Origin of the sequence: Microbacterium sp. 69-10 (genome assembly GCF_001897945.1) — a bacterium.
GTDB lineage: Bacteria > Actinomycetota > Actinomycetes > Actinomycetales > Microbacteriaceae > Microbacterium.
Genome location: NZ_MKRT01000010.1, coordinates 3,290 through 15,976, shown reverse-complemented (window position 1 = coordinate 15,976; position 12,687 = coordinate 3,290). Strand labels below are relative to the sequence as shown.

The following is a 12,687-nucleotide window of genomic DNA, read 5'->3' as shown; positions in this document are numbered from 1 at the left end:
ACCGCCGGCATCCGGGATGCCGAACAGCTCGTGCACGTCCACATCCGCGGAAGCGTCGGTCGACACCGGGATGCCGGATGCCCGCAGCCGACGCGCCTCGTCCTCGGAGCCGATCTGCACGGCAGTGGCGCCGGCTTCGACGACGATCGGGGCGACCTCGTCGAGGCCGTGGCCGTAGGCATCGTGCCGCAGATCGACGACGCCGCCCGCAGGCGCGAGCAGTCGCTGCGCGTTCTGCAGCAGTACGGAACGGCTCAGCAGGACCCGGGGCGCCGCACTGCCTGACATGTGTCGCCTCCGATTCAGAGCTGGATGGAGTTGAAACCCTTGCCGTGCACGAGGGTCTCGATGGCCGCGCGAGCGCCGGCCGCGTACGTGTCCAGCGACTCGACGCCGATGGTCAGATCGAGCTCCAGGTCCCGGCGCGCGGCGACGCCCGTGATGATCTCTCGCACCAGCTCGGGGTTCAGCGGAAGCATCGGCCCCTGGATGTTCGCGGCGATCGCGTTCGCGACGCGGATGATCTCGCCGCGCGCGGGCTGGTCCCCGGCGTCGGGAAGGGCGAACCCGCCCTGACCGAACGCCACGCGGCCGTAGCTGCCCGCCGCGTCGGAGAGGGTCCACTCGCTGGCGTGATCCTCGAAGCCGATCACGCGGCCGACCGCGGTCTCGACGACGATGTACCCCACCTTGCGCTTCTTGGTGCGCGCCACCGTGGCGTCGAAGATGCCGAGGCCCTCCACGGTCTCGCCCTCCAGCGTCGTGACGCCCTTGCTGAGCAGCTCAGCGCCGGCACCGACGGCGAGCAGCGCACGTCCGTCGGCCACATGGGAGCGGATGCCGTCGCCACGGGCCATCAGATCGGCGTGCACGCCGCGCATGGCGGACAGCGGGCCGTTGCCGATGACGAGGACGTCGAGGTCGGCGGGCAGCTCCTCACCGATGCCGACGGGCAGCACCTCCACGGTCGCGCCGGCGCGCTCGAGGCGCACCTGCAGGGCGCGGACGTTGCCGCGGTCGCCGGTGACGCCCAGGATCTCGGGGTACAGCTGCGCGATGCGCACGGTCGCGGTCATCGGCGAGCCACCTCCTGGTCACCATGGCCGAGGAGCCTGCGGCCGATCATCATGAGCTCGTAGTTGACGAACCAGATCTGACGGCCGGCGGCGATCTGCGGCAGCTCCCGCATCATCGCGACGGCCTTCCCCATGTCGGGCTCGACGGTGCCGATGCGGACGCCGGCGTGCTCCAGAGCCAGAGCGAGCTGGTAGGCCTTCTCGCCCGTGACGACGTCGACGGACTCCAGCGCGTGGAAGTCCACGTCGTACAGCCACGAGACGTCGGGCGTGCCCTCGTCGATCGCCATCAGGGCGCGCTCGGGCGCCCCGTCCAGCGCGTCCAGGTTCATCTGCAGGCTCGGCGCATTCTTGAACATCACGAACTCGACCTGCTCCCCCGCGGGGTCGCGACGCAGCGGGATGACCTCGCCTCGCCCGTAGGCGGGCGCCATGCGCGAGAAGCCCTGCGCGGCGGCATCCGTGGAGAACTCGTCGCCGAGCACGCGCGAGGCCACAGCCAGCGCCGCGGCGGCGTCGGCGGCGTAGTGCAGACCGCGCGCGGGCAGGCGCACCGCTGCATCCACTTCGCCGATCCTGATCGACACCTCGCGTCCGTTCACGCTGCGCACCTCGGAGTACGCGTCGCGCTCCGCGGTCCCGGCGTTGCCGCTGCGGGTGTCCGCGGCGTTGACGAGACCGTGCGCGGATGCCGCAATGATCTCGGGGGCGACGCCGAAGAACGACACCGGGGCGCGCATGGCGTCGACGTCGATCTTGCTGAGGTAGGGGTCGTCGCGGTTCACGACGACGTGAGCGGATGCCCGCGTCGACGCGTCCAGCATCATGTCGGCGACCCGCTCGGTCTCGTAGAACCGGTACAGCTGGTCGACCTGCACGTTCAGCGACAGGATGACCGACGGGGAGAGCCTGTCGGCCAGATCGGCCGCGTAGCCCTCATCGATCTCGAGCACCGCGACGTCCGCCTTGATCCGCCCTGTGAGGGTGGCGTCGGCGAGCAGCGCACTGGTCACGCCCTGCGGCAGGTTGGCGCCGGTCGGGTTCGTGAAGACCCGGAGGCCGTGCGCTCGCAGCACCTCGCTGACCATGTGCGTTGTCGTGGTCTTGCCGTTCGAGCCCAGCACGAACACCACGCCGTAGCGGAACTGGTCCGCGAGGGTGGGCAGCAGCGACGGGGCCAGCCGGTTGGTGAGATAGCCGGGGAAGGCGGAGCCTCCCCCGCGCAGACGGGTCGCGAAGCGCGCGAGCTTTCCCGCCAGCACGGGGAAGACGTACCGCAGGCCGGCTGAACGCGCCTGAGGTGCCGTCGACATCATTCGAGGTAGTCCCGCAGCGACTGCGACCGGCTCGGGTGACGGAGCTTGGCCATGGTCTTCGACTCGATCTGGCGGATGCGCTCGCGCGTCACGCCGAAGGTGTCGCCGATCTGGTCGAGCGTCTTCGGCTGGCCGTCGCCCAGGCCGAAGCGCATCCGGATCACGCCGGCCTCGCGCTCGGACAGGGAGTCCAGGAGCTGCTCGAGCTGACGCTGCAGCATCGTGAAGCCCACGGCGTCGGCGGGCACGACGGCCTCGGTGTCCTCGATCAGGTCACCGAACTCGCTGTCGCCGTCCTCGCCGAGGGGCGTGTGCAGCGAGATCGGCTCACGGCCGTACTTCTGCACCTCGACGACCTTCTCGGGCGTCATGTCCAGCTCGCGGGAGAGCTCCTCGGGCGTGGGCTCGCGACCCAGGTCCTGCAGCATCTGGCGCTGAACGCGGGCGAGCTTGTTGATGACCTCGACCATGTGCACCGGGATGCGGATGGTGCGGGCCTGGTCGGCCATTGCGCGGGTGATGGCCTGACGGATCCACCAGGTGGCGTACGTGGAGAACTTGAAGCCCTTGGTGTAATCGAACTTCTCGACGGCGCGGATGAGGCCCAGGTTGCCCTCCTGGATGAGATCCAGGAACTGCATGCCGCGGCCGGTGTAGCGCTTGGCCAGCGAGACGACCAGACGCAGGTTGGCGCCGAGCAGGTGGCTCTTGGCGCGCTGACCGTCGCGGGCGACCCACTGCAGGTCGAGCCCGAGCTGGCTGGACTTCTCGGCGGCCGACATCGTCGACAGCTTCTCCTCGGCGAACAGGCCGGCCTCGATGCGCATGGCGAGCTCGACCTCTTCGGCCGCGTTCAGCAGCGCGACCTTTCCGATCTGCTTCAGGTAGTCCTTGACCGGGTCGGCCGTGGCGCCGGTGATCTGGGTCGAGTAGACCGGGACGTCGTCCTCGTCGGCGGACGAGATCACGATCGCGCCGGTGGGCAGCGGCTCCGTGAACGCCGGCTTCTTGTCGTTCTCCTCGTCGTCCGCGTCCGCGGCGTCGACGGTCTCGTCGTCGACCTCGGGAGCCTCGTCCTTCTTCTTGGACGCACGCTTGGCGGGAGCCTTCTTGGCGGCGGCCTTCTTCGCGGGCGCCTTCGCAGCAGCCGCCTCTGCGGCCTCTTCGACCTCGGGGGTCTCGACCTCTGCGGCGGCCGTCTTCTTCGTGGTCGTCCGGGTCTTCTTGGTCGTGGCAGGAGTCACGTTTCGCCTTTCACGGAGCGGTGCACGCGCTCCGGGCCATTTCGGACACTAGTAAGACCCTTGTCAAGCCCGATCACGAGGATCGATGGTTGACAACGGGTCAGATGTCCATTATCACACACATGAAGGCATGCGGCGTCCCAGGTGGTGATCTCCGCGCGTCGCCTCAGCCGCGCTTCTCGTCGTCGCCGGGCCTGCGGTTCGCCAGATACCGCTCCAGCTCCGCGGCGAGCTCGTCCGCGCTGGGCAGGTCGCGCTCGTCGAAGCTCTCGTCGGCTTCGTGGCCCTCGTCGTCGCGCCCGGCCATGTAGGCGTCGTAGCGCCGTTCGAGGGTGTGCACCATCTGCATCAGCTCCTCGCTGCCGTGCACCTGCTCCTCGACGCGGGTCAGGTACTCCTCACGGCGCTCCTGCACCTCGTCCATCCGCAGCACGAGACCCGTCGCGATCATGAGCTTGTCGGCGGCGGCGACCACGGTGTCCGGGTACTCCGTGTCGGCCAGGTAGTGCGGCACGAGAAGCACGAACCCGGCGACGCGCGCGTCGTGCTGGATGAGCCGGTACTCGAGCAGGTGGCCGGCCGTCGCAGGGACCTGCGTGCGCGGACGCCACACCGAGTGCGCGGCGATCAGGTCGCGCCGGTTGCCGCTGACGGTCGTGCCCAGCGGACGGGTGTGCGGCACGGGCATGGCGATCGAGTGCACCCAGGTGACCGCGGACACCTGGAATCCCTCCGCGAAGCTCACCACGGCGTCCGTGAAGGCGTTCCAGGCGAAGTCGGGCTCGTAGCCCGACAGCAGCAGGAACGGCTGGCCGAGCGCGTCGTGCGCCAGCGCGAGCTCGAGGCGGGCGGGGCGGAACTCGGTCAGGTGGTCCTGATCGAAGACGATCACGGGGCGCCGCGCGCGGTAGTCCAGCAGAACGTCGTTGTCGAACACGATCAGAGGCTGCGGGTCGGTGGTCTCGTGAAGGTGCTCGATGAGCCCGGAGACCGCATTGCCCGCATCCGTGAAACCGGTGAGCAGGATCACCAGGGGAAGGCCGGTGGGCACATCGGGCGCGCCGGCGATCGACTCGTAGAGCTCATCGGAGAAGGGCATGTGTCAATGCTACGAGCCGGGGTGCCGTCGGGGCGGGCGCCGCTCATGCTGACAGCGAACACGGTCGCCGCGGTGATCCCGGCAGCAACCGGGGGATCCCTAGGATGGAGACATGACGCTTCCCGTGATCTCGCACCCGATCGATCCGTTCCCTGGAAGTGCTGCAGACGCCGCAGTGCTCGTCATCCCCGATCCCGCAGGCGCACACGACGCGCTGGACGGCTACGAGGGCCTGACCGGAACCCTGTCCGCCATCGGCTACAAGGGCACCGCATCCGCCTGCACGCGCGTGCACCTGCCCGCTGTCACCGAGCTCCCGCTGGCCGTCGTGAGCGCAGGTGCGACTCCGAGCGCCGAGAGCGTGCGGGATGCCGTGGCCACCGCGATCCGCAGCCTGACCGGCTTCGCGACGGTCTCGATCGGGCTCGCCCCCGGTCTCGAGCAGTTCGCGGATGCCGCAGCCGAGGGGGCTCTGCTCGGCGGATACCGCTTCGACGACTACCGCACCGAGAAGAAGCCCGCTCGCGCGGACGCTCTCGTGCTGCATGCGCCGTCGGTCGGCGACGGCGCACTGGAGAACGCCCGCATCGTCGCGGAGGCCGTCGCTCTGGTGAAGGACCTCGTGTCCGTGCCCGCCGAGTGGCAGAGCCCCGCGCAGCTCGCGCAGTCCGCCGCCGACGCGGTCGCCTCCCTGCCCGTGCAGGTGGAGATCCTCGACGAGAACCAGCTCGAGGAGCAGGGCTTCGGCGGGATCATCGGCGTCGGCCGCGGTTCGGACCGCCCGCCCCGCCTGGTCAAGCTCAGCTACTCCCCCGAGGGCGCGGGCCGCCACATCGCCCTGGTCGGCAAGGGGATCACGTTCGACACCGGCGGCCTGTCGCTCAAGCCCGCCGCGAGCATGCTCGGCATGAAGTTCGACATGGCGGGCTCCGCCACGGTGCTCGCCGCGATCCGTGCGATCGCCGCTCTGGCTCTCCCCGTCCGGGTCACGGCGTGGATGTGCATCGCCGACAACATGCCGTCCGGTCGCGCGACGCGCCCCGGCGACGTGCTGCGGATGCTGGACGGTCAGACGGTCGAGGTGCTGAACACCGATGCGGAGGGCCGCCTGGTGATGGCCGACGGCCTGGTCGCCGCGAGCCGGGAGAACCCGGATGTCGTCTTCGACGTCGCGACCCTGACCGGCGCGATCATCACCGCTCTCGGCAAGCGCCACACGGGCGTCATGGGCGACGACGCCGCGGTCGCCGAGTATCTCGCCGCGTCCGAGCAGGCGGGCGAGCCGGCCTGGCAGCTGCCGCTGCCGGAGTACATGGAGGAGCTGCTGGAGTCCCCCATCGCCGACATGATCAACTCGAACATGTCCGACCGATCGGGAGGCTCGATGTTCGCGGGGCTCTTCCTGCAGCGCTTCGTGGGCCGCACCTCGGATGCCGAGGACGCGCCCCGCATCCCCTGGGTGCACCTCGACATCGCCGGCTCCGGTGAGCACACCGGCTCGCCGTACGGCTTCACCGAGAAGGGCCCCACCGGCGCCACCGTGCGCTCTCTCATCGCGTTCGCACGCGCATCGGTCAAGGAGGCCTGATGGCTGTTCACGAGTTCGACCTCGTCATCCTCGGCGGTGGCAGCGGCGGCTACGCCGCAGCCCTGCGCGCTGCGGAGCTCGGGAAGAAGGTGGCGCTGATCGAGAAGGACAAGGTCGGCGGCACCTGCCTGCACCGCGGATGCATCCCGACCAAGGCGCTGCTGCACGCGGCAGAGGTCGCCGATCACGTGCGCTCCGCAGCCTCCGTCGGAGTGACCGCCACCCTCGGCGGCATCGACGCGGCCGGCGTGACCGCGTACCGCGAGGGGATCGTCGCGAAGAAGTTCAAGGGTCTGGAGGGTCTGATCAAGGCCCGCGGCATCACCGTGGTCGCCGGTGAGGGCCGACTGGAGAAGGATCGCTCGGTGAGCGTCGGCGACGACCGCTACGTCGGCGCCGACGTGGTGCTGGCCACCGGCTCGTACAGCCGCACCCTGCCCGGCCTGGAGATCGGCGGACGGATCCTCACCAGCGAGCAGGCGCTCGCGCTCGACGAGATCCCCGCCAAGGTCATCGTCCTCGGCGGCGGCGTGATCGGCGTCGAGTTCGCCAGCGTCTGGCACTCGTTCGGCGCTGAGGTCACGATCGTCGAAGCTCTGCCGCACCTGGTCCCGAACGAGGACATCGTGCTGAGCAAGGGCCTGGAGCGCGCGTTCCGCCGCAAGGGGATCTCGTACAACCTCGGCGTGCGCTTCCAGAAGGCGGAGCAGGACGAGAACCAGGTCACGGTGACGCTCGAGGACGGCAAGACGTTCACGGCCGACTACCTGCTGGTCGCCGTGGGCCGCGGTCCCGCCACCGCGGGACTGGGCTTCGAGGAGGCGGGCGCCACGGTGGACCGGGGCTTCGTGATCGTCGACGAGCAGCTCCGCACCGGCGTCCCCGGACTGTGGGCCGTGGGCGACATCGTCCCGGGCCTGCAGCTGGCGCACCGCGGGTTCCTGCAGGGCATCGCGGTCGCCGAGCGCATCGCCGGCATGGAGGTCGCGGCGGTCCCCGAGACGCAGATCCCCCGCGTGACCTACTGCAGCCCCGAGGTGGCATCGGTGGGCATCACCGAGGAGGCCGCGATCGCGGCCCACGGCGCGGACGCCGTCGTCTCCTACGAGTACAACCTGGCCGGCAACGGCAAGAGCGAGATCATCGGCACCGGAGGCACGGTCAAGGTCGTGCGCCAGAAGGACGGCCCCGTCCTCGGCGTGCACCTGCTCGGCGACCGCGTCGGCGAGCTCATCACCGAGGGCCAGCTGGCCGTCGCGTGGGAGGCGCACCCGGAGGACATCGCTCCGCTGATCCACGCGCACCCCACTCAGAGCGAGGCGCTGGGCGAGGCCTTCCTCGCTCTGGCCGGAAAACCGCTCCACGCACTCTGAACCGCACCAACAGGGCGCCCGGGTCACTAAGCTTGGGGCGTCACAGATTTCTGAAGGAGACTCCGTCATGAGCACACCCGTGGTCCTTCCCGCACTTGGGGAGAGCGTCACCGAGGGTACGGTCACTCGCTGGCTGAAGCAGGTCGGCGACACGGTGCAGGCGGATGAGGGCCTGCTCGAGATCTCGACCGACAAGGTCGACACCGAGATCCCCTCGCCCGTCAGCGGCGTCATCGAGGAGATCCTCGTGGCCGAGGACGAGACCGTCGAGGTGGGCGCTCTGCTCGCCCGCATCGGCGATGGCAGCGGTGCCGGTTCGGCCGGCGACGCGCCCGCAGCAGCGGCGCCCGCCGCCGAGGCCGCGCCCGTTGAGGCCGCGCCGGCAGCCCCCGCGGCCGAGCCCGCCGCCGAAGCGCCCGCAGCGCCCGCCGCCGAAGCACCCGCCGCCGCAGCGCCGGCCGCTTCCGGCGACGCGACCGACGTCGTGCTCCCCGAGCTGGGCGAGTCCGTCACCGAGGGCACCGTCACCCGCTGGCTGAAGACCGTCGGAGACGACGTGGCCGTCGACGAGGCCCTGCTCGAGATCTCGACCGACAAGGTCGACACCGAGATCCCCTCGCCCGTCGCGGGCACGCTGCGGGAGATCCTCGCAGCCGAGGACGAGACGGTCGCCGTCGGCGCCGTCCTCGCCCGCATCGGCTCGGGCGCCCCCGCGGCCGCACCCGCTGCTCCGGCAGCGCCCGCCGCTCCGGCACCCGCCGCTGAATCCGCTCCGGCTCCGGCAGCACCTGCACCCTCCCCGGCAGCGCCTGCGCCCGCAGCACCGGCCGCGGCTCCCGCAGCGCCGGCCCCGGCAGCGCCCGCCGCTCCGGCACCTGCCGCACCCGCGGCTCCGGCCGCACCGGCGGCAGAAGAGGCATCCGACTCGCTGTACGTCACTCCCCTGGTCCGTCGACTCGCCTCCCAGCAGGGCATCGACCTGGCCACCGTGAAGGGCACCGGCGTCGGCGGACGCATCCGCAAGGAGGACGTGCTGAAGGCCGCCGAGGCCAAGGCGCAGGCTCCGGCCGCCGCCGCACCGGCAGCGCCCGCCGCGGCCCCGCTCGAGGTCTCGCCTCTGCGCGGCACCACGCAGAAGATGTCGCGTCTGCGCAAGGTCGTCGCCGAGCGCGCTGTCGCCTCCATGCAGCAGACCGCTCAGCTGACGACGTTCGTCGAGGTCGATGTGACGGCGCTGGCCGCCTACCGCACCGCGAAGAAGGACGAGTTCCTGCAGAAGACGGGCGACAAGCTCTCCTTCCTGCCGTTCTTCACCCTCGCGGCTGCCGAGGCGCTGCAGGCGTACCCGATCATCAACGCGACGGTCGACGGCGACAGCATCGTCTACCCGGCATCCGAGAACATCTCGATCGCCGTGGACACCGAGCGCGGCCTGCTCACGCCGGTCGTCCGCGACGCCGGGACGAAGAACATCGCGCAGATCGCGCACGAGATCGCCGATCTCGCCGCCCGCACCCGCGACAACAAGCTCAAGCCCGACGAGCTCGCCGGCGGCACCTTCACGGTGACCAACACGGGTTCGCGCGGTGCGATGTTCGACACGCCCCTGGTGTTCCTGCCGCAGTCCGCGATCCTCGGCACGGGCGTCGTGTTCAAGCGCCCCGGTGTGGTCACGGTCGACGGCGTGGACGCGATCTCGGTCCGTTCGTACGTGTGGCTGGCGATCTCCTACGACCACCGCATCATCGACGGTGCAGATGCCGCGCGCTTCCTGGGCGCGATCAAGAACCGCCTGGAGGCCGCGGACTTCGCGGCGACGCTGGGCATCTGATTCAGCCGGGGATCTGAGCCCGCTCAGTCCCCACCGGATGGCTGGTCCGCGACGTCGTACACGTCGCGGACCAGCCATCCGTCTTTCTCCCGCACCAGGACGAGCATCTGCTCGCCGTTCTTCGCCGTGCGCCCGAGTCGCGTGACCGCGATGTCGCCGTAGTCCTCGACCAGCGTCACCTCCCGACCCACGGCGTCAGCTCCGAGCCGTTCGAGCACGCCCTGCGCGCCGCCCGCAACGATCGCGGTCGCGCAGTCGGTGTCCTTCTTCGCACGGCATCCGTCGATCGCCTTCAGCAGCCGCGTCGCCGTCCGCTCGACATCGCCGTCGTCCCGGTCGGGTCGCGGCTGGTCAGGCGCCGGAGCGCCGGATTCCGATGGTCGCGGTTCCTCAGGCTGCGTGACCTGTCCGAGCTCGGACGCCGAGGGCGACGGCGAAGCCTGCCGATCCGCGGCAACCGCCTGCGGCACCACGGCATCCTCATCGCCGCCAGGCCACAGCAGCCCGCCCAGGATCACGAGCGCCGCCGCACCGGCTCCGACCAGCAGCATCCGGCCGCGCGGCGCACGCGTCCTCGCGCCACCGTCCACGCCGGCCTCCATGCCGGAGGACATCCTCGGCTTCGAAGGGATGCTCTCGCGCAGGCGCTCCTGCAGACGTGCGCCGACCTGCACGAGACGCTCCCGGAGCGAGCGCCGCTCCTCCAGCCGCCCGGCCACCTCGGCGAGGCCGGCACGGTGGAAGGACAGGGCGCGCACCCGCTCCGGAGCCGGCCAGGAGGCATCCGTCTCGCCTGCCTCGCGCTCGAGGGCGCGCGGGGCGGCGAGCTCGGTCAGCTCGGCCTCCCAGACGTCGAGCTCACGCAGCACCATCCGGTGATCGGCCATCCCCACGGCGATCCGTGCCAGCATCCGCTGCATCGCGCGATCCGCGCACTCGTCTCGGACGCGCTCGACGAGCGCCAACGATGCGGCAGTGCAGGAGATCCCCTCACCCGGGACGAACACCGGACGTCCGCCGTCCTCGAGCCACCAGCGGCCGGTGATCGGCCGCCCCGCCACCTCGACGATCCCGCGCATCAGACTGCCCACGAGGGTGACGATCTCGCCCGACGTCAACGGACGTCCGGCAGCGCACCGGCGGGCGATCAGCGTCTCGGCCGGTTCGACGCACCAGGGCAGCAGTGCGCCGTGACCGTCGGCGGATCGCACGAGGTCTCGCACGCCGGCGACGTGCTCGGCGTCCGCGAACTCCCACAGCGCCGCCTCCGTCACTGCGGCGTCGATCAGCACTCTCCTCTGCTCACCGTCACTGACGAGGTCGCCGGTGAACGGCGACTCCCTGCCGTCGAGCCGGCGGATGAGACGATGCGCTCCCGGCACCAGCCCGAACAGGGACTCCGGATGCTGCTCCTCGACTTTGTCCATCGCTCCATGAGAGCGCATGCCTGCGACCCGCGGGGGCCGGGATCGCGACGACGGTGGAGAAGTCACGGGATACCCGCGGCTGTGCAGGAAGAACGACAGGGCGATGACTCGGTAGGCTGGTACCCATGGCAAAGCGTGCTCCCGAAGCTGAGAAGCGTCCCGGCTTCTTCTCACAGATCCGTTCCCTGTTCCGGTTCACCCGGGAGGTCTACGGCTGGCTTCCCTGGGCGCAGCTGGCCATCCTCATCGGCGGCGTGCTCATCGGCCTGATCCTCGGCTTCCTCGTCGGCGGCGGCGCCGTGCTCTCGCTGATCCTGTGGGCCGTCACCGGTCTGATGTTCGGCATCCTCGGCGCCATGTTCCTGATGACCCGTCTGTCGACCAAGGCCATGTACGCCAAGATCGACGGGATGCCCGGCGCCAGCGGCCACGTGCTCAGCACCAGCCTCGGCCGCAGCTGGCAGGCATCCGACACCCCCGTGGGGATCAACCCGAAGACCCAGGAGGCCGTCTACCGCGCCATCGGCCGCGGCGGCATCGTCGTGGTCGGCGAGGGCACCCGTGGTCGCCTCACCCGCCTCGTGAACGAGGAGCGTCAGAAGGCGCAGCGCGTCGCCAACGGCGTGCCCGTGACCGTGCTGTACGTCGGCCACGGCGAGGACGAGGTCCCGATCTCCGACCTGGCCAAGCGGATCAAAAAGATCCCCAAGGCGATCGACAAGGCCACCATGGCCGCCGTCATCCGCCGCATCGACTCGGTGTCGCGGTCGCTCTCGTCGCTGCCGATCCCCAAGGGCATCGATCCCACCAAGGTCCGCGCACAGCGTCCGCGCTGATCCGCGCCGCACTGCACGCAGTGGACGGCCCCTCACTCCAGCGGAGTGAGGGGCCGTTGCGCATTCACTCCCCCAGAGGCTCCTTGGGGAGGCGGCGCACGCGGGGCCGGCGGCGACGCTTCTCCGGGATCATCGAGCGCATCTCCTCGAGCTTGCCGAAGCACAGCAGCCGGTCCTCGGCCTCGAGCACCACGTGCTTGCGCGGGTTCGGGATGACACTCACGCCCCGATGCAGGGTGAGCACCGTGATGTCGCGGTCCCACAGCCCCAGGTCGCCCAGCTTCATGCCCACCTGCTCCGCACCGCTGTGCACCATGAGCTCGGCGACGCCGTAGCCGGTGGAGACGCTCAGCCGCTGACGGATGTCGATGTCGGGGAACGCCACCTGGTTCGCGATGTAGTCGATGATCGCGCCGGCGACGTCGAGGTTCGTGGCCGCCTCGATGCCCTGCAGTCCGGGCGAGGAGTTGACCTCCATGACCAGCGGGCCCTCGTCGCTCTCCAGCATGTCGACACCGGCCACCCGCAGGCCCATGATCTGCGCGGAGCGGACCGCGGTCTGCTCGTACACCGGGTCCAGCGTCACCGGCTCCACGCGCCCGCCGCGGTGCACGTTGGAGCGGAACTCGTCGCCCTCGGCGACCCGTCGCATCGCGGCCACGACCCGATCTCCGACGACCAGGGCCCGGATGTCGCGTCCCCGGCTCTCGGCGATGAACTTCTGGATCAGCACGTTCTGCTTGGTGGAGTGCAGCGTCTCGATGATCGCCTCGGCCACCTTCACCTGCGGAGCGAGGATCACGCCGATCCCCTGGGTCCCCTCCAGCAGCTTGATCACGACGGGGGCGCCGCCCACGCGCTCGATCGCAGGACGCACGTCCGCGCGGTTGCGCACGA

At 70.4% G+C, this 12,687-nt stretch carries 11 protein-coding genes; 4 read left to right on the top strand and 7 right to left on the bottom strand.

Annotated elements, in window-relative coordinates; genetic code table 11:
• From BGN97_RS04220 to BGN97_RS04200, 5 genes are all read right to left on the bottom strand, one after another.
• Nucleotides 1-288 (bottom strand): alanine racemase (locus BGN97_RS04220; RefSeq protein WP_363331397.1); only part of this gene is annotated, 288 nt, incomplete at its 3' end.
• A 14-nt stretch (nucleotides 289-302) separates the two neighbouring features.
• Nucleotides 303-1,076: a hypothetical protein gene (locus BGN97_RS04215; protein ID WP_292698321.1), complete on the bottom strand. Its 774-nt coding sequence runs from the start codon at nucleotides 1,074-1,076 to the stop codon at nucleotides 303-305.
• The gene (locus tag BGN97_RS04210; RefSeq protein WP_292698319.1) at nucleotides 1,073-2,392 is read right to left on the bottom strand and encodes a MurT ligase domain-containing protein; all 1,320 of its coding nucleotides are present in this window, start codon (nucleotides 2,390-2,392) and stop codon (nucleotides 1,073-1,075) included. The genes BGN97_RS04215 and BGN97_RS04210 overlap by 4 nt, the downstream gene beginning before the upstream one ends.
• Nucleotides 2,389-3,636: an RNA polymerase sigma factor gene (locus BGN97_RS04205; RefSeq protein WP_292698317.1), complete on the bottom strand. Its 1,248-nt coding sequence runs from the start codon at nucleotides 3,634-3,636 to the stop codon at nucleotides 2,389-2,391. Before BGN97_RS04205 ends, BGN97_RS04210 begins: the two co-directional genes overlap by 4 nt.
• Nucleotides 3,637-3,802: 166 nt before the next feature.
• On the bottom strand, nucleotides 3,803-4,735 hold the full coding sequence (locus BGN97_RS04200; protein WP_292698315.1) for a PAC2 family protein: 933 nt from the start codon (nucleotides 4,733-4,735) through the stop codon (nucleotides 3,803-3,805).
• Nucleotides 4,736-4,847: 112 nt separating this feature from the next.
• On the opposite strand from BGN97_RS04200, the gene BGN97_RS04195 reads away from it, so the two are divergent.
• The 3 genes from BGN97_RS04195 to sucB all read left to right on the top strand — a co-directional run bounded on the left by BGN97_RS04195 (nucleotide 4,848) and on the right by sucB (nucleotide 9,527).
• Entirely contained in the window at nucleotides 4,848-6,323 is a 1,476-nt protein-coding gene (locus tag BGN97_RS04195; protein WP_292698313.1) for a leucyl aminopeptidase, read from the top strand.
• Nucleotides 6,323-7,696: a dihydrolipoyl dehydrogenase gene (gene lpdA, locus BGN97_RS04190; RefSeq protein WP_292698311.1), complete on the top strand. Its 1,374-nt coding sequence runs from the start codon at nucleotides 6,323-6,325 to the stop codon at nucleotides 7,694-7,696. The genes BGN97_RS04195 and lpdA overlap by 1 nt, the downstream gene beginning before the upstream one ends.
• Nucleotides 7,697-7,763: 67 nt before the next feature.
• A complete protein-coding gene (gene sucB, locus BGN97_RS04185) occupies nucleotides 7,764-9,527 on the top strand; it encodes a 2-oxoglutarate dehydrogenase, E2 component, dihydrolipoamide succinyltransferase (protein ID WP_292698309.1) in 1,764 nt (587 codons plus the stop codon).
• 23 nt (nucleotides 9,528-9,550) lie between these two features.
• Here the strand turns inward: sucB and BGN97_RS04180 are convergent, their stop codons facing one another.
• The gene (locus tag BGN97_RS04180) at nucleotides 9,551-10,954 is read right to left on the bottom strand and encodes a hypothetical protein (protein WP_292698307.1); all 1,404 of its coding nucleotides are present in this window, start codon (nucleotides 10,952-10,954) and stop codon (nucleotides 9,551-9,553) included.
• A gap of 125 nt (nucleotides 10,955-11,079) precedes the next feature.
• Between BGN97_RS04180 and BGN97_RS04175 the strand changes: the two genes are divergently transcribed.
• Nucleotides 11,080-11,790 (top strand): DUF4191 domain-containing protein, encoded by a 711-nt coding sequence (locus tag BGN97_RS04175; protein ID WP_292698305.1) that lies wholly within the window; start codon nucleotides 11,080-11,082, stop codon nucleotides 11,788-11,790.
• Between the two features lie 64 nt (nucleotides 11,791-11,854).
• Here the strand turns inward: BGN97_RS04175 and BGN97_RS04170 are convergent.
• Nucleotides 11,855-12,687, bottom strand: an 833-nt coding sequence (locus tag BGN97_RS04170) for a RimK family alpha-L-glutamate ligase (RefSeq protein WP_292698304.1), incomplete at its 5' end; no start/stop codon positions are given.

What these genes read in the sequence shown, in the direction of transcription:
- BGN97_RS04215 (WP_292698321.1), bottom strand. Translation starts at nt 1,076, where the DNA reads ATGACCGCGACCGTGCGCATCGCGCAGCTGTACCCCGAGATCCTGGGC.
- BGN97_RS04175 (WP_292698305.1), top strand. Translation starts at nt 11,080, where the DNA reads ATGGCAAAGCGTGCTCCCGAAGCTGAGAAGCGTCCCGGCTTCTTCTCA.
- lpdA (WP_292698311.1), top strand. Translation starts at nt 6,323, where the DNA reads ATGGCTGTTCACGAGTTCGACCTCGTCATCCTCGGCGGTGGCAGCGGC.
- BGN97_RS04180 (WP_292698307.1), bottom strand. Translation starts at nt 10,954, where the DNA reads ATGGACAAAGTCGAGGAGCAGCATCCGGAGTCCCTGTTCGGGCTGGTG.
- sucB (WP_292698309.1), top strand. Translation starts at nt 7,764, where the DNA reads ATGAGCACACCCGTGGTCCTTCCCGCACTTGGGGAGAGCGTCACCGAG.
- BGN97_RS04210 (WP_292698319.1), bottom strand. Translation starts at nt 2,392, where the DNA reads ATGATGTCGACGGCACCTCAGGCGCGTTCAGCCGGCCTGCGGTACGTC.
- BGN97_RS04195 (WP_292698313.1), top strand. Translation starts at nt 4,848, where the DNA reads ATGACGCTTCCCGTGATCTCGCACCCGATCGATCCGTTCCCTGGAAGT.
- BGN97_RS04200 (WP_292698315.1), bottom strand. Translation starts at nt 4,735, where the DNA reads ATGCCCTTCTCCGATGAGCTCTACGAGTCGATCGCCGGCGCGCCCGAT.